This is a genomic window from Bradyrhizobium sp. 23 (assembly GCF_023073295.1).
GTDB classification, from domain to species: domain Bacteria; phylum Pseudomonadota; class Alphaproteobacteria; order Rhizobiales; family Xanthobacteraceae; genus Bradyrhizobium; species Bradyrhizobium canariense_D.
In genome coordinates, this window is sequence record NZ_JADPJF010000086.1 from 20,123 (window position 1) to 41,017 (window position 20,895).

A 20,895-nucleotide genomic window follows, 5' to 3' on the forward strand; every position below is an offset into this window, starting at 1 on the left:
GTAAGGTCGGGGTGAATAGGTCAGCAGCGCAACCCGTCAAGGCATCCACGCGGCGTAGCACGCGGAGCCTCCTTGACTGGTCGCTCAGGCCTGCTGCCCTCGAATTCTCCCGACCGGCCGCGATGGCGCAGCCGATAACCAACGGGAGAACTACAAATGCTCAACGACACCAACGCCGCGAAAATCCGCAGCCTCAACGACAGCTTCAGGCGCAGTCTGGCTTTCGGCGGGACCGTCCTGCTTACACCTGGCGTGACCAGCCTCGACATCGACCGCCAGGCCGAACTGCTCGAAGCGGTGCGCACGTTCGACCGCTTCACGCCGGACAATGACCCGCACGGGGAGCACGACTTCGGCTCGATCGATCTCGTTTCAACCCGCTACTTCTTCAAGATCGACTACTACGATCAGACGGGCACCATGGGTTCGCCTGACCCGGCTGACCCGGCTGTTACCCGGCGCGTAATGACGATCATGCGAGCCGACGAATACTAGGCAGGCATCGACATGACCAAGATACTCGACGTCAACGACCTCTGTGACGCGATCTCCGGATCGACGCTCGACGACGCCACCCAGCACGTTCTGGTTGACGCCGTGGAAGCATCCGTGAGCCGTGCCGCTAAGGTGTTGGCGGATCACTACGGCATCGTTTCGGATCATGCCGAGTACGAAAACGGGTTCGGCGGGCTCTGCGTGAATTTCCGCCCGGCTTACGAAGGCCAGGAATGCCCGGACGTCATCGATCAGGGCGACGAGGGCGGCGACTGGCCCTGAGCCAGCAAAAAAGAGCGCCCACGGGCGCTCTTCGCATTTCGCTAGACGGTTCCTCTCCGTATCGATGTCGGCCAGCGTCCAATATGGCCGCTCTCGCTCGACGATCGCCAAGCGCTGACGTGGTGGCGAACTAATGGGACGCGCGACAGCGCCTCAACTCGGCCGTACCGGCACCTGTTTACGGCGCCTGAAAGCCGTCGTTCGCCGCGGGGCAGCCTTCAATGCCGACCCAAATTGGAGGGGCGGTGAAATTCACGCTGGGGTTCGGATGACCGTCGCATGTACCGCTAAACCTCGGCCGAGTTCGCCGAGCGTTTCTCTGATCCTCGCGCCCTGCTCCGCATCCATGTCCATGTTTGCTTCCATCTGCCTGATGGTCGCTAACTGTTCCTCCTGACCGAGTTCAGGAAACACTTTGGAGAATGCACTGCCGAGTGGCGCGCTGATAAAGCCGGCATGCAAGCCCGAGGTGTGACCGAAAAAGCGTACGTTGAACAATGCAAGGCGGGTGCGGCGCCAGCGGCCTCCGCGCCTCTGCCGACGCCGAGCGCCGCGACGCCACCTCCTCCCGCAGCGCCGGCACCGTCAGCCGGCACCACGTCTTCCCGGAAGACCGCTAAGGATTGCACCGCCGAATGGCGGGCCGACAAGGCGGGCATGCAAGCCCGCGGCGTCACCGAAAAGGCCTATGTCGAGCAGTGCAAGGCCGGCGGTACTACGCCGAGTGCTGCTACTCCCGAACCCAAGCCGGCACCTGCTGCGCCCGCACCGAGCCGGCCCGCACCAACCGCGACGCAAGCCGCGCCAGCCCCAGCACCGCAAAAGCCGGCCCCGACAACTGCGGTGCCTGCGCCGACTCCGGCACAGCAAACCTCCGCGCCGAAAGACCAGGCAACGCTAGAGGCCGGGCAGTTTGCAGATGAAGCTTCCGCAAAAGCCCGCTGCCCGACCGACACCGTCGTCTGGGTTAACCTACCGTCGAAGGTCTATCACTTCGCTGGAACGAAGAGCTATGGCACCACGAAGCGCGGTGCCTACATGTGCGAGAAAGAAGCAATCGCCGCCGAAGATCGCGCTTCGAAAACCGAAAAACATCCCTGAGGCCAAACTCAGAAAGTCTGGTCAAGGCGTCCACTTTTTTAGTTCGGCCCCGTCATCACAGCGGTTTCGCCGGCCTCACTTAGCCAGCGGTTGATCGCGTTCCGGACCGCGAGCGCCGGCCAGAGCCACTGTCTAACATCGACGGCGGAGAGAGTGGGACTCTCATCCCCGATGCCGCGAATGCACGAAATCCGCCGAAAAACAAGGATTCCCGGAAAGCCCGGCCGCGATTTGTGACCACCGCTGTGTACCACCGATTCGGGCTGTCCGACCGTCAATTTCGACCGATTTCGAGGCAACTGAAGGCCGACGATGGCTGCCGCCGACAGGGATAGCTGATAGCCAAGAACGGCGGACACACTAGGCCAACAGTGCGAACGCGCTATGCGAAGGCGAGCGAGCAAACTTGCTTCTATGGCTACCTCGCGAGGAGATTTTTTGCTCAGCTTCGACAGGCATTGAACGAATCGCCTGTCGAACAAGCCTCGTCTGATCATCCGTTAGCACCTTAAGGCAATCGCTTCGGCACCGGATTTATGAGCGCTAAAGATCGTCGGAAAATACTGACAAGCTTATCCCCGGCGGCTGTCTGGTACGCGTGCGGGCGAGTTCGAGCCAGGTCTGCGCGACCCGGATCCAGCGCAGTCGTTCGGAGCCGTCGGCGTGCACGACCGCACGCATTGCCGCCTCCGCCTGGAGCCAAGGATTGTAGTCGGTGCCCATGGGTGAAGCATCCTATCGGGACAACGTAAACGAGAAGTGGCAGCCGCTCCGGAAAGGCGCTTTGTCTTGACCTACGGCGGTGTTTGGCGGGCACGCGTCTCCTTCTGGCCGGCGGCCTTCTCCAGCCGGTCGGTGGGCTCACGCCTGCGGATTCCGGGGATAGCGGCCACGCCTTCGCCGGCGCGGCCTGGTGGCTGACGCTGCGCCACCCACAGATCGACGGCGCTGCTGTCCGGGATATCTCGGCGCTCGGCCGGTCGCCCATATTGTCGCTCCGGGTAATTTCCACCACAAGTACGCAGCCACCGCGCAAGCGCGTTTCCAAGGGCGAAAACGTGGATTTGTCCCGGCATCGAGCGCAGGGTGCCCCGGCCTGAAATATGATGGCCTGCTCGGTGACGTGCCTCCCGCCGATTGGGATGGTGAAATCGACCAGGTGCTCGTACAAGGCACGCGCATCATGCGTGAGGTCGCGATGTTTCACCGAGCAAGCCGCACGCTGATCCTTGTTGACCTCATCGAGAACTTCACCGACGCGATGCCTCATACCGGATGGACTTTGAAGTTCTGATTCAAGTGTGAATTACGCATGTGGAACAATCCCAGTCCCGCGCCGGAATATCGGATGGGCTGGAGCGACCGTCAGGCAGCGGCGAAGTCGCTTCGGCCCGTTCTGGCCTGGGAATTTCAGCAAATCGTGTTGTCGCACGCCGATCCAATTGATCGCAACGCTCGCGCGGTTGCGGCCGCGGCTTGAACCGGAATACTCGAACAGTGATAGCTTGCAGGCGCGGCAAACCGCTGAGTGATTGCGATTATCGCGCCTTCAGCTTTGGCTGCGCGAAAGCATTCGCGAACCATCGGACCGGCGCGATCAGTTCGGTCATGAAGAGCGAGAGCGACTTCGCGACCTCGATGTCTTCTCCGATTCGGAACGGGCGGAACAGCAGCAGCATCACGCCAGTCGCCAAGTTGGATAAGGTGCCCTGCAGCGCGAGGCCGATCGGCAGCGAGGTGGCCCCAGACCGTCACCAGACTGGCGGTCTGGATTCCGAACAACTGCAACACGGCGATGCGACGACAGTGAGCACCGCGTACCGCGCGAGGCTTGCAAAGAACCTGTGACGAGCGCGTCGATCGGTTGGGTGATCGTCATCACGCGGGAGACGAAGCTCTGCGCCGCGCTCGCCAGGTACCATCCCACGACCAGCAGCACGGTCGCATAGATTGCGTTCAGTCCGTACCCGTTTGTCGCCAGCTAGATACGGTTGGAGAACCTGGTGAAGGCGGTCAGGGTCTGCAGGCGCGGCTCGAAGTCGCGGAGGTAGATCTCCGTCTTCAGGAAAGCGATCTCGCCGTCGACCGCGGCCTCGCAGACGTCGGCGTACCAGGACTTGGGCCGGCCATCGCTTCCGTCGGACCAGCGGTACCCGCGCCGTTTGAGCGAATCCTTGAGCTCGAAAGATGACTGCTCCGCCCAGACCCGCACCGTCTTCTTCCGGGCGGTCTCCAGCAGGAGTGCAAGCGCCGGCGCGCCTGTCGTCGGCAGTACGAAGTCCAGGATCTCCAGCAGGCGTGACAGTCGTCGACGGCCCTGTGGGCCTAGTGGAAGTAGCCCGCGCCGTTCAGAAGATAGCCAAGCCTCGCTCCATCGAATCCATGCTGGCGCCAATCGACCTCCGTCGCCGAGCACGCCCACGCGATCCGTTCGAAGACCGGCCAGTAGCGCTCCGCGAACTTCCGATCGAAACCGCTATTGTGCGCGATCGCGATCACCCCGCCCTCGACGAAGGCGGTCACGGCCGCCTCGTCGGTCCTGTGGCCGGCCACCATTTCGCCGGTGATGCCCGTGAGCGCCGTAATCTCGGCCGGGATGGGCGCGGACGGCTCGTTGAGGGCGGAGAACGTGTCCCTGACGCCGACGATCCTGCCGGACGCAGGTAGTCGAACTTGACCATGCCGAGTTCGATGACCTCATCCCTTGCGTGATCGAGGCCGGTCGTCTCGGTGTCGATCAGGATGCCGACCTTGGTTTCTTGTCCGATGTCCGGCGGGCACATGGCCCGCGGCACCAGGCGCCGCAGCACCCGGTAGTCCGTCGACTGGCTTAGGACCTCGGCCAAGGCCGCCAGGTCCGCCGTGTCCTGAAACATCTCTGCTCGGAATTGCGAGGATCCGGTCAAGCCGGGACACCCGCAAAATAGCGGGAGCGCCCTCCAGGAGTACCTGAAAAACAAGTGATTCACGGTCTTTTCGACCCATATCGGTTCGGCCCAGCCCGGATGCGGGCCCAGATCGCGCTCCGACGGTCGGAGGGCTGCGGCGCCGCTCCATGCCCCGAGGGCCGCAGGCAAGTCGGAGGCGTGAAAGACGACTTCGGCCACGGCCTGAGGCCGGCCGGGACGGTGACCCCGCGGCACAACACCGCGATGGCCACGACGCCGAGATTGTCGTTCGCAGAAGAACGAACTCGTCGATCGCGGTCTTGGCTTCCGGCCGGCGGAGAGCGATGTCCGGGGCCTCGGGAATGTTTGTCCTCCGGACGGTTTACGCCAGCGACGGCAAGAATGCGGGCGCGGCTTGCCGCCGCCTGGAGAGCGCTTCCGCACGCCATGACCACCGAGGCCGATACTTTCCGCGAACGCGCGGAGGAATGCTGCCGACAGGCGGAGAAGGCGATCAGCCCCCTCGACAAGGAGGCTTGACTGCGCATCGCCGACGAGTTCGTCAAGCTGGCGCGGACCGTCGAGGAACGGAAAGCGAAGTGACCTGCGGGAAGGGATCCGCTCCGGCCGGCCTCGGTGTTCTTCCGGAATTGAAATGACGGGCCGAAACGTGGCTCTGTCGGCACGTCGATCGTCGACCTCTGCCGAGGGCAGGGTCATTGCAAGCGGTCGATAAGGGGCCGCCCTGATTGCCACCAGGGCGGCCCCGCTTGCGCAAGATCAAAGCGCGCTCATCCCGCCGTCATAGCCTCGCCGTGTAGCCGAACAACACTCGTCGGGCTCCTAGGCCCGGATCCCAAGGGCTCGGGCCTCGCCTCGCGCCCGGCGCCGCGGCGTGTTGGAGAACGAGCCGGCACCCGCTCGCGTGCGCGCGGCCGCTGACACATACCGGGCTCCCTCCCGTCACGCATTCCCCGCATGCATCGGCACCCGGAACATTCGCGCGGCCCACGGCTTAGGGAACGATGCTGGATTGGTCGAGACACTCCGACGAGGCCGGAATCGGCGCCATCGTCGCGCGGCATGCCGCCATCGGAAAGGGCGGCCAGGACTCGGCGTCGCGAGAGCAGCAATTCCGCGAGCTGCTGCAGGCCCTGCCCGCCGCGATCTACACGACCGACGCCGAGGGGCGCGTCACCTTCTTCAACCGCGCCTGCATCGAGTTCGCCGGACGCACGCCGAGCATCGGCGACATGTGGTGCGTGACCTGGAAGCTCTATCTTTCCGACGGCACCGCTGCCGCACGCGGAATGCCCGATGGCCGTCGCGCTGAAGGAGAACCGGCCGGTGCGCGATGTCGAGGCCGTCGCCGAGCGACCCGACGAGTCGCGCATCTGCTTCATGCCGTACCCGACCCCCGTTGCGCGACGAGGGCGGCCGGATGGTCGGCGTCATCAACACGCTGGTCGACATCACCACGCGCAAGCAGGCCGAGGAGCGCATGATGCTGCTCACGGCCGAAGTCGATCACCGGTCGAACAATCTGCTCGCCGTCACCCAGGCAATGCTGCGGCTGACTAAGGCCGATACGGTCGAGGAATTCCAAGCCGCCTTTCAGGGGCGGCTCGGCGCGCTCGGAAGGTCCAACGGCTGTTCTCGGCCTCGCGCTGGACCGGCGCCAGCCTGAAGACCATCGTCGAGGAGGAGCTCAGGCCGTATGCAAGCGATGATGGCGAACGGGTCCGCATCTCCGGAGATGACGTAAATCTGCCAGCCACCTTGGCTCAGGCCGTCGCCGTCGTGGTGCACGGACTCGCGACCAACGCCGCCAAGGACGGTTCGTTATCGGCGCCAGGCGGCAAGGTCGAAGTCCGCTGGATGACGGACGATGCCGGTCGCATGGTGCTCCTGTGGTCGGAGAGCGGCGGTCCGCGCGTCACCGAACGGGCCCGCAAGGGCTTCGGCGTCGGCGCGATCGACGGCATCATCCGCACCCTGGGCGGGAAAGTTGTCCGCCGTTGGAAGCCTGAAGGGCTCGAGTGCGAAATCCGGCTTCCGCCCGCCGGCGCGCAACCCGCGCTTCTCCGAGGAAGGCGCTTTCCGCATTTACGGATTTGGTAGAAATTGATGACACCATTCCGGCATTGCCGTCCGGCCGCATCGACGGCCCCGATTCTTAAAATGTCTCGATAGACCTGGCTCGTCGCCGGTCGGGGGAAAGGCCCATCATGGTCGAGGGGGCCGTAGTCACAGTCTTGGCGCTGCTGGGCTTTGATCAGTTCGTCAATCATGGCGAAGTCGCGGCCGCCGCGATGGCAATGCTGAGGCAGATCGCACGCGCTTACGGCGTCTGACTAGACCTCTGCAACCGGCGGTCTTCTTCGGTGGAACCGAAACATTCTTCGCGGCGGCGAATTCACTATCCAAGGCTTGGGGCTTCGCAATTTGCGAGGCAAGTCATGAACTCTCTGTCGACCGGCGACACGCTCCTCACGGTGGCCGTCATGACCAGCGCCTTCTTGGATATCGAACAGAGGAAGTCGATCCGGCATCGCGATTGTCTCGGTCAGTCCTACTGTACGGTCGTCTTTGCGTCACCGAGCGAGGCTCGATTAGTTTCCGAAAAACGTTTGTACAAGCGGACAACTGAGGTAGCCTCTCATTTTCACAGTTCGGTCTCGCGGCCATGCCGCAAGAACGCGAGCGAACAGCCAACAGGTTAGGTCAGACGGCAGCTTCGACAAACGGCGCCAGGCGCCGAAGCGCCGCCGTCGCGGCCGAGCCAGAGCGGTCAGCATGTCGTCCGCACCCAGCAGGATCGCGGTTTTCATCGACGGCGCCAATCTCCACGCCGCTGCGAAGGCGCTAGGATTCGATATCGACTACAGACGCTTGTTGACGGAATTCCGCGACCGCGGCGCACTTCTCCGCGCCTTCTACTACACGGCCGTGATCGAGGATCAGGAGTATTCGTCGATGCGTCCGCTGCTCGATTGGTTGGACTACAACGGCTACACGATCGTCACCAAGGCCACCAAGGAGTTCGTCGACGCTTCCGGTCGACGCAAGGTGAAGGACAACATGGCCATCGAACTCGTCGTCGATGCGATGGAGCTCGCCGGGCAGATCGACGAGATGATCCTGTTCTCCGGCGACGGCGACTTCCGCGCCCTCGTCGAGGCGGTGCAGCGTCGCGGGGTCCGCGTCACCGTGGTCTCGACGGCCGCCAGCAGGCCCCCGATGGCGGCTGACGAGCTCCGCCGCCAGGCCGACGCCTTCACCGATCTGGTGGAGCTGCAGTCGAGGATCGGTCGGGAATCCGTCGGAGCGTCCGGCGCCGCGCCGAGGCGATGAAGTGCGCGGCGCATAGACGGAAACGCCGCTGCGCAAAGGCAGCGGCGTTGCCGGTGAAAATTGGACCGTGCTGAAAAATAGCCCCGGCAGGTCGAGCCAAGCAGAACCGGACGCGAATGTTGAGTCCGGAAGTCTACGGGTTTGCGCGGCGCCTTGGTTCCAATGCGCCGAAGAGCGCCGATCGGCGCCACATCGGAACGGACCGCAAGACGGCCCTTCGGCCATGAGCGACACGGGACAGGCGAGCATCGCCTGGAAAACTCCGGAAAGCCAGGGCCTATGGCTCGGACGTCGTCGATGGCGAGTGTTCCGCTCGGGTCTAAACCGGAGTACTTGAACGGCAGGCCCGCTTAGGAACGGCCCCGCGGTTGCTGCGTTCGCACCTTCGAATGCCGCGATATTTCTTCCACATTCGGGGGACGCGCCCCTATCATGATGACGGCTGCGTTGACCTGCCCGACAATGCGACGGCATGGAAGGAAGCTACGAGGTTCGCCCGCGACATCGAGAGCAACTTCGCGCCAGGCGATGTCTGGCGTCTCAGGTGCATCGCGACAATCGGCCGATCTATTTGTTGAGGATCTGTACCCATGTCATCGGCTGATCGGCAACACGGGCGTGAGGCGCTCCGGCCCCGGATGGAAGGCGCGAAGGAAGTAAGCGCGGCGGCCTGCAGATCGAGCCCGTCAGTCTGGCCTTCGGGAAGCGGCCCCGAGTTCGGTCCTGACGGCGTCTTTGCCGAGCAGCTCCCGTCGCTGGTCCGGCGATAGAATTTCGAACGCGGCCCGGAGCCATCTCGCGTCATGTCGCCGTCGGGAAGTGCCCGCGGATGCCCCAGATGAGGTCCTGCAGGTCCTTGCTCGTGGGAACCACGCGCGGGTCGACGATTCGGACCAGCTCCGGATGGAGCTCGGCCAGGCCGGAAGCCCGGCCGACGGCTCCGCAGGGCGCGTCGTCGTGCCACTAGGCTACCGAGCCGCGCGTGATAGCTTCAGGATATCTGCCAGCAGCTCGAACACCCGCCGATCTCCATCGCGGGCGTACTATGCTTCGTCCGCGGACGTACATAGCCCTCCAGCGGACCTTCTATGGGTCGGTTAGCAAAAGGACCTCGCCGACGAGGACTCAGAGCGTCAGCGCTGGGGAATTGAGGGCTTTGCAAAGAGGGCAGGGTTTTGAGCTGGTCGCCCATTTACCGACGCGGCTGTCTCTCGGGAGGACCCTTGAGAGCCGCCCTGGTTTGCCAGATCCCGATAGCGTGAGGGCAGAAAGGCTCAATAGATAATGCGAACCGCGTCCGACGTACAACCTTTGTTAAGAGTTTCGGCGTGCAATTGCATCATTGAATTATTTCAACCGACTCGGCTCTTTCTGGTCGGGCTCACGCATTGCAGACAGGCTGCTCCTTCGAGTTCTAGTCTGACCATTTCTTCTTTCAATCGCTTCCGACGAGTGGGAAGCGACAACGAACACTATTGGACGCTCGAATGCCAAAGGTCCTCAGATTTCCTCGACCTGACGAACGAAGACCCGGACCAGATCGTTCTCTCCGGGAACTACCTGCCATTGCGAGCAGCGCCGTTGCGCTGCTGACGGGAGTGGAATCTCTTCAAATTCGAACCACCGAGGATCTGCGCCGCGCCATCTTCATGCTCGATCTCGCAAACACGTGCATCCGATTGATCGTCAGCCAGATCCGGAATGGATCGACCAGAAAACAGCTGCTGGCCCAATCCGCGAAGATCGATCAGCTTCTTGAGACTGCGCGTTGCGAGATGCAGCTATAAATTTCGAGAAATGACCATTTGAACTCGCCGCTGTTACTTCAAGGACCTGCGATGAGCTGGAATAATCGAAAGGCGACCCGCGTTTAGTTTGAACACAAGCGCATGGTCAACATCGTGGGCGTCGATGGGATATGGCGACGGAGTTGCATCCTCCTCGACGCTTCTGAAAGCGGCGGCAAGCTTGAGGTAGCAGGCTCCATCGATGCACTTAAGGCGCAGGAATTTTTCCTGGTTTTATCGTCCACGGGCCTAGCATTTCGCCGATGCGAGTTGGTTTGGGTCAATGGGACGCACGTAGGCGTTAGATTCGTTACGGAAACGACGAAGACGAAAGAGCGCCCGGGCAAGAATCATCGTCTCGCCGCTGCGCGCTAAGGCGAATGTCGGGCCAAGACCTTAGATGACGAAAAATCCGAAATGCAGCTAGTCTCGTCGCGAACGATCTCCTTCATCGATGTTCCCTCTCTCGCGGTTTGCGAGGCCAAAGAAGCTCTGCTTCACGACGAGAGTAGAGGCTTCGTCCTCTATTTGTCCGGCGGAGGTTCATCATCAGTCACGGAAGAGCGAGTCTTCTTCCTGGAACTGCGCGAGGCGCTGGTGTGGTTGAACGAGCCTGCCGAGGATCAAGGATCATTTTGGGTATGAAGTCGCACGAGTAAGCCGCTCAAACGGAGGCGGGCATCATGCTAGTACATGTTCTGGCCGACAATGCAGCCAAGTTGTCTGATCTTTGTCGCGTCCTTGACTGCAGATTTCGGTAGCGGCGGAACGGCTGGATGTCGATGCAAAGCTTTCGCAGGCGCCACACGCCGTCGTTGTCCGCGCCGACCTACGCCTCGTCGAGAACATCGCGGCTCTCAAGAAAAGAAGCGCGAGTCTGACCAAGCTTCCCAAGCGCATATTCCTGGTCGAAGAGCCGTCTCACCTCTGTATCTCGCAATCCTTCCCCTCGACGTCCGGCGAGCGGAAGCACGCTAAGCATCAGGAATTTCGGTCGTGGCTCCTCCTATCTGTTTCTCCTGCAACGTCCCGAGAAAGCTCGTCCACGCCGAGCCCGAGACGACGAGATGGGAGATTCGCTCGTACAGGTGCCCGAACTGCAAAAGTATTCTTCGGCTGGTTGAAGCCCGTGAACGAATGCCGCGCCGGCCGCGGACGTCCCCGCGATGACTTTTAGGACGGTCTCATCTGCATCGTGAGCCCTTTCAGCGCACGGCAGTGACGGTGCGCCATCGGCTGCGGCCGCCGCCGATGCGAACTCACCGGCGCCCTGCGCTCCCGCATCGGCCAAAGGGGCTACGCCGCGGCACTTCGACGGGCCGGCTCGGCGGCACTGCGCGCAAGGAGAAGGCGCAATCTTGCCAGATCATCTTCGGATGCGATCTGACAGCGCGCCCCGCCGGCGAACTTGGCTTGATAGAGCGCGGCGTCGGCGGCCCGCAGCAGGTCGGCGGTCTGGCTGCCGTGCTCGGGCGCCATTGCGATGCCGACGCTCACACCGATGCGTGCCCACACGCCGCAGCCGAGGTCATACGGAGCTCCGATCGCCTCGACCAGGCGGCTCCCGAACGCCGTGGCTTCTTCCGCGGTGCAGCCATCGGCGAGCACGACGAATTCGTCGCCGCCGAGCCGGGCAGGCAGGTCCACTTCGCGCAGGAGGCAGGCCACGCATGCGCTGAGCCACGCCCTCCAGGAGGCGGTCGCCCGCCGCGTGACCGTGCGTGTCGTTCACCATCTTGAACTCGTCCAGATCGAGATAGAGCAGCGCCAGCACCCCGCTGCGGGCACCGGGTCGCGTCAGCCGCTCCTCGAGCTCGGCGACAAGTCCAGCCCGATTGGCGAGCCCGGTGAGCGCGTCTTGCCGGGCGCGGCGCTGGTTCTCGCGTTCGGCGCGCATGGTGGCGATCAGCATCCGGTTCAGCCTGAAGCAGGCCATCGTCATGGCGGCCAGATACATCGGGATCTGGAAGAAGAGGACAAGCATGAGTGGCTGCCCAGCGATCAGGGCGCCCGGAATCGTCGGCCCCAGGCTCAGCACGATCATCGCGCCGCAGAGCCGCGGCGCACTGAAGTTGCGGAAGCAGATACCGCCGACCATCGCACCAGCGGACACGCAGGCGAGCGTCGCCGCCACCCAGTCGCCGGTCGCCAGGCTGATCAGCGCCCCGTAGCCGACGCTGCCGCTCCAGGCGATCGACAGGACAAAGCCCCGCGAGTTTAGGCGAATTGCCCATTTGCTTGAGGGATCGAGAAGGGTCGCCGAGAGCTCCCGTACAATTGCCGGCTCGCAAGCGCTCTCGCAGATGATGCCTCCCGGATTCGCGGGGAGACCCAAGACGGTGAAGCTGGCCGGGCTAAAACGGCGGCTGACCTCACGCTCTCGACATGGTCGGAGCTGCCGGCCCGGTTGCTGGCTCTTTCATCTGACCTGGACGGCGGCAGGGCGAGGCCTCAAGCATCGGCCCGTTGCGCCGCAGCACCTGAATCGATTGCCGACGATCCGGAATTGATGTCAGATCGAACTTTGTCATCCAGACGAATTTCGAGCGACATGGTTTTCAGGGAGGGGGAATTGCGATGCTGCGGACTTGCTTCTCATGTCTCTTCGTGACGGTCTTTTCGCTGTCTGCAATGGCCGACGGCGATCCAAGGCAAAAGGCCGAAGCGGTCGCTGCGGAGGACGCGGCGAGCTTCAACAAGCAGGATGGCGCCGGAATCGCCGCGCTGTTCGCGGCCGGCGGGCTTCAAGTCAATCCGGCGGGTCCGCGCTCTGATATCGCGGAGTTTTATCAGGGGGCCTTCAAGGCTGGCTTCGACCATGAGGAAATCACGGTGGACCAGGCATGGCCGCTCGGCTCGGACATGGCGCTCGCCATCGGGATGCACCGTCTCTCGGGCAAAAATCAGAGCGGCGCGCCGATGCAGACGGGAGGCGTCTGGACGGCGACGTACGTGACCGAGGGCGGCAAGCTCAAGATCCGTTTGCCGTCGGCGATGCCCAAACCGCCGTCTTCGAAGTAGGGGGCATCTCATGTTCGATGCATCCACGACAGCGCTTTTGCGGGCGGTTCTCGACGAAGTCTGCGAGAACGTTTCGGCCTGTGAGACCGGAACGCGCACGCATGTCGCCACGAAGATCTTGGAAGCCGCCGCCGGAGGCGAGGTGTCGCCGGAGGGTCTGAGGCTGGCCGGTCGCCGGGCGCTCTCGCATTCACCGAGCATGTGGCGCTGAACGGGCGAGGGTCGGCGGGTGAATTTCCAGGTCACGGTGCTGAAGATCCTGGTGAGCTACCCGGACGGCTTCGCCGTGATGGAGGACCTCAAGCGTGACATGGCGCTATTGGCCACCAGCGGCCGGGATTGGGCCGACCGCACCAGGCGGCTGGCCGCGCGCGTGCCAGACCTCGACATTTTTTCGCAAGGACTCGTCGTGCGCGAGAGCGGCGGCTGGAAGATCACCGAGAAGGGGCGCGCCGTGCTGGAGCTCATGGAGGCACGCCCCGCTGCCGTCCATGAAATCGAAGTGGCTCCCGCCCAGCAGCCCGATGGGGCGATATCCCCGCTGCAGCTTCCGGCGGAAAGGGCGAGGCGACGGCGCGAGCGTCGGCGCGAAGCCGCGCAGCGGGCGCGAGCTGCCGCTTCCTAGGGCGTGCGCGCATAATACGGCGCTTGATCTTGGTCACACCGGATGTCCGCTTATCCGCTTATCCCTCAACAGCGGCACAAAAGCGGGCATCGCCTGAGGTCGCCGAAGGGCCACTTCCGGACTCATGCAGTGCAGCATCATTCGATCACGTCGTCGGCGCGGACAAATATCGAAGGCGGTACGGTGAGGCCGAGTGACTTGGCAATCTTTATGTTGATCACCAACTCGAATTTGGTCGGCTGCTCCACCGGCAAATCGGAAGGCTTGGTGCCTTTGAGAATCTTATCGACATAATTGCCTGCACGCCGCCATATATTGGGTAATTCGGGTCCGTAGACGACCAATCCGCCTTTGGCAAATTGTCGGAAGAGATAAATCGCGGGCAAATTATGCTTTGCCGTGCGAGCGACGACTCGCGGGGCCTCGAAAACAGTGCGATAGTCGCCCAAAACAATTATTGCATCAGCGTGCTGGGCGACGGCCGAGGCAAAAGCAACATCCAGCTCCTCGGCCTTACTCGCCTCAACTGTCGGCAGGGCCACGCCCATGTTTCCGGCAGTGCGCGGTATTTCTTCCGCTAACAGTAGCCGGTGAATTGCATTTTCTGGGTTGACCAATAGCGCGATTTTCGCAGCGCCAGGCACCAGTTCTCGGAGGATCTCTACAAATTTTCCAGTCATACCTCCGGAAACGGAGGTCGCGAGACCAGTGATGTTACCGCCCGGATGTGACAGGCTTTGCACAAGGCCAATAGCCATGGGATCGTACACCGCCACGAACACAACCGGAATGGTGGTAGTGGCGGCTTTCAGGGCTAGGGCTGGATTCGGTCCAGAAGCAATTATCAATTCGGGAGTTAAGGCCACCAACTCGGTGGCTAAAGCTGGTAGGCCGTCGGCTGCATCACGGTATTCGACAAACAGGTTCTTGCCCTCGATCCAGCCCTTCTCGCGCAAGCCGCTAAGCCATGCAGCGTGACTTGGGTCGCGGGCCGGATCATCTGCCCCAACGGCCAAGGAAGCCAATTCTGCGAGGTTTTTGCGAACGTCGTGGCGAAACAAGCAGCGCCGCACTAGCCGCAATGAACTCCCGCCGCTTCATTCGATCCTCATGGGAGCCTGAGGACGACGGCACGCAGAGTATCACGGCTCGATAGTTGTTGCACTCACAGCGGGCAGATGCGGAGTATAGTCGCAGGGACGGCTCCGGGCACGTGTCGATATCGCCAGAGACGAGCGCCAGCATTGGCCCGTCGTGGCACGACTGATCGGATTAGACATCAAGACTTGTCGTGCGCGTACTTCTCCAACAGCAGCCGATTATATTCATCTCTCACAGCTCTCCGCGAGACATGCCCTCTTCGGTCTTTGGCAATCTTCAGAAGATCAGGATCAGTTGGTGCCCGCGATTTCCGCCTAAATCTCGCAAAAAGTCGGGTAGCAGGCGCCGATGTCCTTCCGAACAGTCGGTCAAACCATCCCATTGTGTCCTCCCGGACAGAGGCGAATTGAAAACACTATCACCATGTATTTGCGGGTCAAATGGACAGTGCAACTGGAACTCTTTGAAAAGTTCGCCACCACATAGTTCGCAACAGGGCAAAATGCGAAGAACTCAGGTTGAGCAAATCTGGTCCGCTCTGGGTCAGATATTGTTGCAAAAGTCGTCTTTCGCCGATGACCAAAATTCTGCGGGCCGTGGGCGCGACTTTCGCGTATAAGATGCGAGGGACCTCACGGCCTCACGCAAAATTCACAGGCGACTTCGGTAACGCGATTGAGGTCATACGAATCAGCGGTCGCTCGCTGCGTAGCGTTTTCGCGAAAAATCTTGACCCCTGCAACTTTCGACTTTTGCAACACAATCGGTCAATGAGCGGACCTCCTTCAGACAAAACGCAACTTCGCTGATGGGGCCAACAACTGACTCATGCGCGGCAGCAGGCAGGTGCATTCGATCACCCTGGTCGGCTCGCACCAATATGGAGGTGGGCATCGTTCGAATGTCGAGGGCTCGGCTTCAGGGTCACCACAGGATATAGCTGGGACAACAGCCGAGACCCAGTACCGGCGAAAAGCTGTCCCTCTCACCGGCAAGGGTAGTAGAGGTTGATCCATGTCAGACCTTGCACAAGCTCGACGTTCCACGCTTTTCGACGCTGCCTGGCGGACAGCATACCGCGTCGGTTTCCCGCTTGCCCGCATCTGGTGGCGACTGCGACACCAGCAGCATGAAGGGGCACTTGTGGCTGTCTACGTCGATCAGGCGCTGCTGCTGGTGCGCTCGTCGTATAGGATCGAGTGGAACTTCCCCGGCGGCAGTGTTCGGCAGGGTGAGACGCCTGAAGTAGCGGCTCGCCGCGAGCTTTCAGAAGAGATCGGACTCGCCGGAGCATTCCCGCTGGTCGCCGTAGGAGACGCCCGGGGCCTTTGGGAAGGGCGAAGCGATAAAGTGCATTTCTTTGAACTACGACTGGATCGGCTGCCCGAGTTACAGCTCGACAACCGTGAGATCATCGGCGCGCGGCTGATATCGCCGAGCGAGTTGCGCAGCATGGCGCTGACCGGGCCGGTCACCGTCTATCTTGGCAAGACGATTGCGCCGGGCTGCCATACAGAGTGACCGCGCAACGCTACTGCAATGTTCACGATCCTCACCGCCGACAGCCGACATCCCTCTAGCTTCAGCGTTCTTCGGCTTGGGGGCCAAGAGGCGACGTCATTCAACAACTTGATCGGCGCGGACGAGCAGCACCGCAGGCAGTGCGAGCCCGAGCGCCTTCGCAGTCTTGAGATTGATACTCAGCTCGAATTTGGTCGGTCGGTAGAAGGGATATCTCCGGGACTGCTGCCTTTAAGAACCTTGTCGATGAGGTTGGCGAGGCGCCGAAAGGTCTCTGGTAGGTCAATCGAATAAGCCATCAGTCCACCGAGTCGCACGTACTCGCCGTAAGCGTACATTGTGGGAGTGCGGCCCGCCGCCGGTAATTGAACAATAGCCGCGCCAGTGGCGAGATGCTCGGCCTCATCTGACACCATGAGCGCGTCTGCTCCTTCCATTGATCTGAAGACCCGCTGGTACTCTGTCAGGTAAAAGCCGTTGCTCAGCAGGGCAGCCTTCAGCGAAACACCCGCTCGTTTCGCTGCCTCGCGCGCAGCCGCACCTCTCATGTCTTCCCAGTACGATCGCGACACAAGGTAACTGAGGGTGGACAGTCCCGGCATCGCCTCGACCAGTAGCTCGATACGCTTTCCAATGAGCTCCAATTCCGTCCCGATGGTGACGCCTGTGATGTTGCCGCCCGGCCGCGCGATGCTGGCCACAAGTCCCAAGGCAACCGGGTCGTTGACTATTGTCGCAATCGGAATGTGGTTGTGGCCATTTTAAAATCCAGCGACAGACGCACGGCCACCGCTAAAATCAAGTCGGGATGTGTGCTGATCACATCCCGAACCAATTCGGAATAGCGTTCTGGTCGACCTTCTCCCGAGTAGCGATCAATCACGAGGTTTTGGCCCTCGGATGTAGCCAAGGCGGCTCAGCTCCTCGAAAAAGGCGCGGTTATGCGGTGGACCGCTCAGGCCCATTTCACTGACTTTGAGAGCCGGGCTAACGAAGGGGCGATCCGCTTTGGTCTCACCGGTTGCTGCGCTTGCGCCGCGAGTGGCATCGCCGCCATGCTCACGAAAAGCGTAATGAACTCGCGCCGTTGAATGTGCCCCCCTGACGAGAAAACCTGATCGACCACTCAAATCCTAGCACCTTAGGACGGGAGAGGAGCGAGAAAGGTGGAGATCGACCTCAGCACTCGTGAGCCGATGTCAGCTCAGGGTCGCACGCGTCGGTTTGCCCGCGAGGCGAAAAGACTTTCGGTCTAGCCGAATAAGCAGACGTGATCAGATGGCGGGCATGTCTCGAACGGGGAATGGACGTCCGTTCTCGCTGTCGCTGCAGGTTCACGAACCCAAGCGTCGAAGGTTGCTGGACCGATGACGCGGCTCACGGCTGCGGTGATAGCAGCACACAGGCACCTCTTCGACGAACTTCCGCAGCCACCGCAGCGCCAACCGGCTCGTCTCGACAACCGCAAAACGGAGTTGGCACTCGGCCCAAACGTTGATCTGCTCGGCAGCGGCACGAGCGCGCGAGCCTACGTTCAGCGCCCTATCGAGCTTCGAAACTGGTCTACGTCGTTGAAGCGAAAGGTCTGTCGCGCGGGCACGCGCGATTTGGTCATCAATACTCACGCAAATAGTCGAAACGCAGCGGCCTGCCGATTTCGATGATGTTTCGAGGTAACCACGGTTTTATGATACCGTACGAACCCCAGATCAATAAACATATGTTAACAACTTCGGCGCGTACTACGGGTGATTGCACATTTTCTTTTGACGATCGAGGCCCGCGATGACGGGAATTGCCGCAGCCGATGTTATTGTCGAGTTGGAGGCTACCATTGCGGGGAGCTCACTTGAACGTTGTGTTCGGATGCTTCGGCGCATCGTGGAGCTGCTTGTCGCCGGGAACGGTCGGTTGCAAGAGCCGCATGTCGACTTGCTGGATGAGGTCCTTGTTCGCCTGATCGCCCGGATTGCTCCCTCCACACTTGTCGAGCTCAGTACAGCTCTTGCAGACCTGCGGGCCGCTCCGAAAAAGACGTTGCGGCGTCTTGCGTCATGCGAAGACGCTGCAATCGCGGTCCCCGTTCTGCGCCAATCCCCAGCCCTGTCGCCGGGGGATCTTATGGAACTGGCGGCGTCCAGCAGCGAGCGTCACCTCCTCGCCATTGCTGACAGGCGCGAGATCGAAAATGGGCTGACGGACGTGCTGTTGCAGCGCGGCAGCAGCAAGGTTTGTCTGGCGCTTATCGGAAATCCAGCGGCGCGATTCTCCGACGCCGGCTATTCCATGTTGATCGGCAAGGCCGAGCAGGATGACGAGATCACCAAGGCTCTGGCCTTGAGGCCAGGCACACGGGACATGGTTGTCCGCGCGCTGCTATCGGCATCTCCACGACCAGCAACCGGCACGAAGGCCGACGCGCGTCCGTGCGCTTTTTCAGGGGCAACCACGTCCTCCGAAATGCCGGTGACGGTGAAGCGCCTTTGCGAGACAGAATATGCTGCTGCGAGGCCGGAGATCGTATCGCTCAACCGCGCTGGCAAGCTGAACGACTCGACCGTTAATCGGTTCGTGATCCGGAGCGAGACCGCCAATCTGTACACCGCGCTGTCGGTGCTGTCCGGAGCACCCGTCGAAGTCGTCGAGCACGTAATGGCGGAGCCCGATTGCGAAGGCTTGGTGATGGCGTGTCGGGCGTCGCGTCTGAATTGGCAGACGACGCTGGCCATCCTCAACAGTCGCGGCCCGCGCCTTTCACTCAGCGAACGCGAACGAGCACAGGAGCTGTTTGAAAAGCTTCATCTGTCGACCAGCCAATGGTCCGTTCGTTGGGGAGAAATCTCCGCGGGCGCCGACGATCGCACTGCGAAATCGAGAGCAAGCCGATGAAGTTCGACGGTCGCAAGGCCTCTCGGGTACGGATGGACCACAGGCAGTCAGTCAACCTGATGGGCTCCGACGGCACTTGGCGGCGAAGGTGCGTCCTGCTCGACGTCTCGGAAACCGGCGCCAAGATCGAGGTCGAAGGATCGGTCGAAGTTCTTAAGGCGAAGGAGTTCTTCATGCTGCTGTCGTCCACGGGACTGGCCTTTCGGCGCTGCGAGTTGGTCTGGATCGACGGAACCATCGCTGGGGTTCACTTCATCCACGCAGATGGTAAGAAAGCCCCAAAAACGGCCGGCGACAGAGCCGCACCGAAACAGGCTTGAGCCGAGCAGCGTCATCAAACTCTAATCTGATGCAATGATCGTGCAGAATCTGACGAGAAGGCCCAATTTAGACCGGCACCCGACAAATAGAGGTATCAGTCATGTTGGTACATGTCCTGGCTGATACTTCCGATAAGCTCTTCGGGCTCTGCTCGGTCCTTGAAAGGCAGTTCACTGTCGCGGGCGAGCGGCTCGACGTGGAGGCAAAGCTACCGCATGCGCCTGCCGCCGTGGTCATCCGTGCCGATCTACGATCTGTCGAAAACATTGCCGCACTGAAAAGGAGAGCTTTGCGTCTCGCAAAGGCCGGCAAGCGCATCTTCCTCGTCGAGCAAACCTCCCACGTTTGCATCTCGCAGGCCTACGCGCTGGGCGCCACCCTCGTTTTGCCGGGCAAGATCGATCCGACCAAGCTCATGGGCGCGCTGTCTGATCCGGCCGGGAACGAAGCCGGTTCGCCGTGCGACATCGCGCAGCCTGACGATGCGGTCGAGGTCGGGGCCAACGCCATCGCATCTTTGTTCACTTTGGTCAGACTCGGAGAGCGGATCGACGTCGACGGCACCAAGGAGGCCGGCCGCATGATCACCAACCGGGTTTCCGAGCACGGGCTGTCCGATTGGCTGAAGACCGTGCGGCGCCATCACGAGGGAACCTATCAACACTGCCTGCTCGTGACCGGCGTCGCGATCGATTTCGGCCTCAGTCTCGGCGTCCGCAAAAGCGATCTCGAACGGCTCTCTACCGCTGCCATGTTCCACGACATCGGCAAAGCCAGGATTCCCCTGGCGGTTCTGGACAAGCCGGGACGCCTCGACGACAACGAGCGCGCGCTGGTCGAGACCCATCCCGCGGCGGGTTATGACGTGCTGAAGGAACACGGCTCCATCTCATCCGAAATACTCGATTGCGTCCGGCACCATCACGAATATCTCGACGGCAGCGGCTATCCCGACGGCCTCTGCGCCGAGAACATCACCGACATCGTTCGCATCCTCACCATCTCGGATATCTTTGCGGCGCTGATCGAGCACCGGCAGTACAAGCCGACCATGCCGCGCGAGGCGGCCTATGACATTCTCTGCGGCATGAATGGAAAGCTGGAGAAGGCGCTGGTCGCCTCGTTCAAGGACGTTGCGCTCACCAGATGAGATTGATGCGCTGCGGTTCACCTCATCAGTTTCTCCCGCCAAAATCACGAGAGAAGCATAGCAAAGCGGTAGCGTTTTCACTCTGCCAGTACATTTCGCTGATCTAGCCTGAGCAAGAGCCGAGGTCTGCTATGGGTCAAGCGCGTCGGTTTGACCCTCTGCCGGTCACTTCCGGTCTCCCCCTAACTCCGGACGTACCGCAGCATCGCCCCAAGTGAAGCGATGGGCCATGTGTGGACGGCTCCGGGTTGGCAAGGAGAATCTTCACTTGCAGCCTTGGTCGGAGCAGCCATGTGTTCGGCCTTCTTGTGCGGTACTCATGACCGCTGGCCATAATGCCCTCCGCGGATCAGGTCCCGA

24 protein-coding genes and 2 pseudogenes are annotated in these 20,895 nt (G+C 61.6%); 17 read left to right on the plus strand and 9 right to left on the minus strand.

Annotated features, from left to right (window positions below; all coding sequences use genetic code 11):
* The first annotated feature begins 156 nt into the window (after window positions 1–156).
* Together IVB32_RS20765 and IVB32_RS20770 are read left to right on the plus strand one after the other, a co-directional pair.
* Entirely contained in the window at window positions 157–495 is a 339-nt protein-coding gene (locus IVB32_RS20765) for a DUF3768 domain-containing protein (protein ID WP_247411314.1), read from the plus strand.
* A 12-nt stretch (window positions 496–507) separates the two neighbouring features.
* The gene (locus IVB32_RS20770) at window positions 508–777 is read left to right on the plus strand and encodes a hypothetical protein (RefSeq protein WP_247411317.1); all 270 of its coding nucleotides are present in this window, start codon (window positions 508–510) and stop codon (window positions 775–777) included.
* 252 nt (window positions 778–1,029) lie between these two features.
* Here IVB32_RS20770 and IVB32_RS20775 read toward each other — a convergent pair whose 3' ends face one another.
* Window positions 1,030–1,275, minus strand: a complete 246-nt coding sequence (locus IVB32_RS20775) for a hypothetical protein (protein WP_247411325.1) — start codon at window positions 1,273–1,275, stop codon at window positions 1,030–1,032.
* Between the two features lie 159 nt (window positions 1,276–1,434).
* Here IVB32_RS20775 and IVB32_RS20780 point away from each other — a divergent pair, with 159 nt between their 5' ends.
* Window positions 1,435–1,878: a hypothetical protein gene (locus IVB32_RS20780; RefSeq protein WP_247411342.1), complete on the plus strand. Its 444-nt coding sequence runs from the start codon at window positions 1,435–1,437 to the stop codon at window positions 1,876–1,878.
* 543 nt (window positions 1,879–2,421) lie between these two features.
* Here the strand turns inward: IVB32_RS20780 and IVB32_RS20785 are convergent.
* Complete coding sequence (locus IVB32_RS20785) at window positions 2,422–2,601, minus strand: hypothetical protein (RefSeq protein WP_247372200.1); 180 nt, start codon at window positions 2,599–2,601, stop codon at window positions 2,422–2,424.
* Between the two features lie 190 nt (window positions 2,602–2,791).
* Between IVB32_RS20785 and IVB32_RS20790 the strand changes: the two genes are divergently transcribed.
* Window positions 2,792–3,172, plus strand: a complete 381-nt coding sequence (locus IVB32_RS20790) for a DUF4336 domain-containing protein (protein ID WP_247372197.1) — start codon at window positions 2,792–2,794, stop codon at window positions 3,170–3,172.
* Window positions 3,173–3,416: 244 nt separating this feature from the next.
* Here the strand turns inward: IVB32_RS20790 and IVB32_RS20795 are convergent, their stop codons facing one another.
* Window positions 3,417–3,557 carry a hypothetical protein gene (locus IVB32_RS20795; RefSeq protein ID WP_247411346.1) on the minus strand — a complete coding sequence of 47 codons (141 nt, stop codon included), beginning with the start codon at window positions 3,555–3,557 and terminating at the stop codon, window positions 3,417–3,419.
* 302 nt (window positions 3,558–3,859) lie between these two features.
* Window positions 3,860–4,754: pseudogene (locus IVB32_RS20800) on the minus strand (3'-5' exonuclease).
* Window positions 4,755–6,207: 1,453 nt separating this feature from the next.
* On the opposite strand from IVB32_RS20800, the gene IVB32_RS20805 reads away from it, so the two are divergent.
* From IVB32_RS20805 to IVB32_RS20815, 4 genes and pseudogenes are all read left to right on the plus strand, one after another.
* Window positions 6,208–6,453, plus strand: coding sequence for an HWE histidine kinase domain-containing protein (locus IVB32_RS20805; RefSeq protein WP_247372195.1), 246 nt, complete (start codon window positions 6,208–6,210; stop codon window positions 6,451–6,453).
* A gap of 191 nt (window positions 6,454–6,644) precedes the next feature.
* Window positions 6,645–6,887: a hypothetical protein gene (locus IVB32_RS20810; RefSeq protein ID WP_247411350.1), complete on the plus strand. Its 243-nt coding sequence runs from the start codon at window positions 6,645–6,647 to the stop codon at window positions 6,885–6,887.
* Window positions 6,888–6,994: 107 nt separating this feature from the next.
* Complete coding sequence (locus IVB32_RS42785; RefSeq protein WP_256466592.1) at window positions 6,995–7,120, plus strand: hypothetical protein; 126 nt, start codon at window positions 6,995–6,997, stop codon at window positions 7,118–7,120.
* 442 nt (window positions 7,121–7,562) lie between these two features.
* A pseudogene (locus IVB32_RS20815) lies at window positions 7,563–8,109 on the plus strand (NYN domain-containing protein); the annotation flags it as partial.
* A gap of 1,567 nt (window positions 8,110–9,676) precedes the next feature.
* Here IVB32_RS20815 and IVB32_RS20820 read toward each other — a convergent pair.
* The gene (locus IVB32_RS20820) at window positions 9,677–9,853 is read right to left on the minus strand and encodes a hypothetical protein (RefSeq protein WP_247372191.1); all 177 of its coding nucleotides are present in this window, start codon (window positions 9,851–9,853) and stop codon (window positions 9,677–9,679) included.
* Between the two features lie 156 nt (window positions 9,854–10,009).
* Between IVB32_RS20820 and IVB32_RS20825 the strand changes: the two genes are divergently transcribed.
* Together IVB32_RS20825 and IVB32_RS20830 are read left to right on the plus strand one after the other, a co-directional pair.
* Window positions 10,010–10,282 (plus strand): PilZ domain-containing protein, encoded by a 273-nt coding sequence (locus IVB32_RS20825; RefSeq protein WP_247372189.1) that lies wholly within the window; start codon window positions 10,010–10,012, stop codon window positions 10,280–10,282.
* Between the two features lie 42 nt (window positions 10,283–10,324).
* Entirely contained in the window at window positions 10,325–10,552 is a 228-nt protein-coding gene (locus tag IVB32_RS20830) for a hypothetical protein (protein ID WP_247411354.1), read from the plus strand.
* A gap of 651 nt (window positions 10,553–11,203) precedes the next feature.
* On the opposite strand, the gene IVB32_RS42655 is transcribed toward IVB32_RS20830, so the two are convergent.
* Together IVB32_RS42655 and IVB32_RS43065 are read right to left on the minus strand one after the other, a co-directional pair.
* Complete coding sequence (locus IVB32_RS42655) at window positions 11,204–11,554, minus strand: diguanylate cyclase (protein ID WP_346731103.1); 351 nt, start codon at window positions 11,552–11,554, stop codon at window positions 11,204–11,206.
* A complete protein-coding gene (locus IVB32_RS43065) occupies window positions 11,436–12,041 on the minus strand; it encodes a GGDEF domain-containing protein (RefSeq protein WP_346731104.1) in 606 nt (201 codons plus the stop codon). The genes IVB32_RS42655 and IVB32_RS43065 overlap by 119 nt, the downstream gene beginning before the upstream one ends.
* A gap of 497 nt (window positions 12,042–12,538) precedes the next feature.
* Between IVB32_RS43065 and IVB32_RS20840 the strand changes: the two genes are divergently transcribed.
* Genes IVB32_RS20840 through IVB32_RS20850 form a run of 3 tightly spaced genes read left to right on the plus strand, consistent with a single transcriptional unit; the run spans window position 12,539 to window position 13,553 of the window.
* Window positions 12,539–12,928 (plus strand): nuclear transport factor 2 family protein, encoded by a 390-nt coding sequence (locus IVB32_RS20840; RefSeq protein WP_247372186.1) that lies wholly within the window; start codon window positions 12,539–12,541, stop codon window positions 12,926–12,928.
* Window positions 12,929–12,938: 10 nt separating this feature from the next.
* Complete coding sequence (locus IVB32_RS20845; RefSeq protein WP_247372184.1) at window positions 12,939–13,139, plus strand: hypothetical protein; 201 nt, start codon at window positions 12,939–12,941, stop codon at window positions 13,137–13,139.
* 18 nt (window positions 13,140–13,157) lie between these two features.
* The gene (locus IVB32_RS20850) at window positions 13,158–13,553 is read left to right on the plus strand and encodes a hypothetical protein (protein ID WP_247372182.1); all 396 of its coding nucleotides are present in this window, start codon (window positions 13,158–13,160) and stop codon (window positions 13,551–13,553) included.
* Between the two features lie 137 nt (window positions 13,554–13,690).
* On the opposite strand, the gene IVB32_RS20855 is transcribed toward IVB32_RS20850, so the two are convergent.
* Window positions 13,691–14,614, minus strand: a complete 924-nt coding sequence (locus IVB32_RS20855; protein ID WP_247372180.1) for an ABC transporter substrate-binding protein — start codon at window positions 14,612–14,614, stop codon at window positions 13,691–13,693.
* A 1,054-nt stretch (window positions 14,615–15,668) separates the two neighbouring features.
* On the opposite strand from IVB32_RS20855, the gene IVB32_RS20860 reads away from it, so the two are divergent.
* The gene (locus IVB32_RS20860) at window positions 15,669–16,175 is read left to right on the plus strand and encodes an NUDIX hydrolase (protein ID WP_247411360.1); all 507 of its coding nucleotides are present in this window, start codon (window positions 15,669–15,671) and stop codon (window positions 16,173–16,175) included.
* Between the two features lie 179 nt (window positions 16,176–16,354).
* On the opposite strand, the gene IVB32_RS20865 is transcribed toward IVB32_RS20860, so the two are convergent.
* Window positions 16,355–16,921 carry an ABC transporter substrate binding protein gene (locus tag IVB32_RS20865; RefSeq protein WP_346731105.1) on the minus strand — a complete coding sequence of 189 codons (567 nt, stop codon included), beginning with the start codon at window positions 16,919–16,921 and terminating at the stop codon, window positions 16,355–16,357.
* Between the two features lie 1,039 nt (window positions 16,922–17,960).
* On the opposite strand from IVB32_RS20865, the gene IVB32_RS20870 reads away from it, so the two are divergent.
* From IVB32_RS20870 to IVB32_RS20880, 3 genes are all read left to right on the plus strand, one after another.
* Window positions 17,961–19,064, plus strand: coding sequence for a DUF2336 domain-containing protein (locus IVB32_RS20870; RefSeq protein WP_247395457.1), 1,104 nt, complete (start codon window positions 17,961–17,963; stop codon window positions 19,062–19,064).
* The gene (locus IVB32_RS20875; protein ID WP_247372171.1) at window positions 19,061–19,384 is read left to right on the plus strand and encodes a PilZ domain-containing protein; all 324 of its coding nucleotides are present in this window, start codon (window positions 19,061–19,063) and stop codon (window positions 19,382–19,384) included. Before IVB32_RS20870 ends, IVB32_RS20875 begins: the two co-directional genes overlap by 4 nt.
* A gap of 101 nt (window positions 19,385–19,485) precedes the next feature.
* Complete coding sequence (locus IVB32_RS20880) at window positions 19,486–20,535, plus strand: HD domain-containing phosphohydrolase (protein WP_247395456.1); 1,050 nt, start codon at window positions 19,486–19,488, stop codon at window positions 20,533–20,535.
* Window positions 20,536–20,895: the final 360 nt, after the last annotated feature.

What these genes read in the sequence shown, in the direction of transcription:
- IVB32_RS20880 (WP_247395456.1), top strand. Translation starts at nt 19,486, where the DNA reads ATGTTGGTACATGTCCTGGCTGATACTTCCGATAAGCTCTTCGGGCTC.
- IVB32_RS20765 (WP_247411314.1), top strand. Translation starts at nt 157, where the DNA reads ATGCTCAACGACACCAACGCCGCGAAAATCCGCAGCCTCAACGACAGC.
- IVB32_RS20780 (WP_247411342.1), top strand. Translation starts at nt 1,435, where the DNA reads ATGCAAGCCCGCGGCGTCACCGAAAAGGCCTATGTCGAGCAGTGCAAG.
- IVB32_RS42785 (WP_256466592.1), top strand. Translation starts at nt 6,995, where the DNA reads ATGGTCGAGGGGGCCGTAGTCACAGTCTTGGCGCTGCTGGGCTTTGAT.
- IVB32_RS20860 (WP_247411360.1), top strand. Translation starts at nt 15,669, where the DNA reads ATGTCAGACCTTGCACAAGCTCGACGTTCCACGCTTTTCGACGCTGCC.
- IVB32_RS20785 (WP_247372200.1), bottom strand. Translation starts at nt 2,601, where the DNA reads ATGGGCACCGACTACAATCCTTGGCTCCAGGCGGAGGCGGCAATGCGT.
- IVB32_RS20825 (WP_247372189.1), top strand. Translation starts at nt 10,010, where the DNA reads ATGGTCAACATCGTGGGCGTCGATGGGATATGGCGACGGAGTTGCATC.
- IVB32_RS20840 (WP_247372186.1), top strand. Translation starts at nt 12,539, where the DNA reads ATGGCCGACGGCGATCCAAGGCAAAAGGCCGAAGCGGTCGCTGCGGAG.
- IVB32_RS20845 (WP_247372184.1), top strand. Translation starts at nt 12,939, where the DNA reads ATGTTCGATGCATCCACGACAGCGCTTTTGCGGGCGGTTCTCGACGAA.
- IVB32_RS20805 (WP_247372195.1), top strand. Translation starts at nt 6,208, where the DNA reads ATGGTCGGCGTCATCAACACGCTGGTCGACATCACCACGCGCAAGCAG.
- IVB32_RS20875 (WP_247372171.1), top strand. Translation starts at nt 19,061, where the DNA reads ATGAAGTTCGACGGTCGCAAGGCCTCTCGGGTACGGATGGACCACAGG.
- IVB32_RS20795 (WP_247411346.1), bottom strand. Translation starts at nt 3,557, where the DNA reads ATGCTGCTGCTGTTCCGCCCGTTCCGAATCGGAGAAGACATCGAGGTC.
- IVB32_RS20830 (WP_247411354.1), top strand. Translation starts at nt 10,325, where the DNA reads ATGCAGCTAGTCTCGTCGCGAACGATCTCCTTCATCGATGTTCCCTCT.
- IVB32_RS20870 (WP_247395457.1), top strand. Translation starts at nt 17,961, where the DNA reads ATGACGGGAATTGCCGCAGCCGATGTTATTGTCGAGTTGGAGGCTACC.
- IVB32_RS20770 (WP_247411317.1), top strand. Translation starts at nt 508, where the DNA reads ATGACCAAGATACTCGACGTCAACGACCTCTGTGACGCGATCTCCGGA.
- IVB32_RS20810 (WP_247411350.1), top strand. Translation starts at nt 6,645, where the DNA reads ATGACGGACGATGCCGGTCGCATGGTGCTCCTGTGGTCGGAGAGCGGC.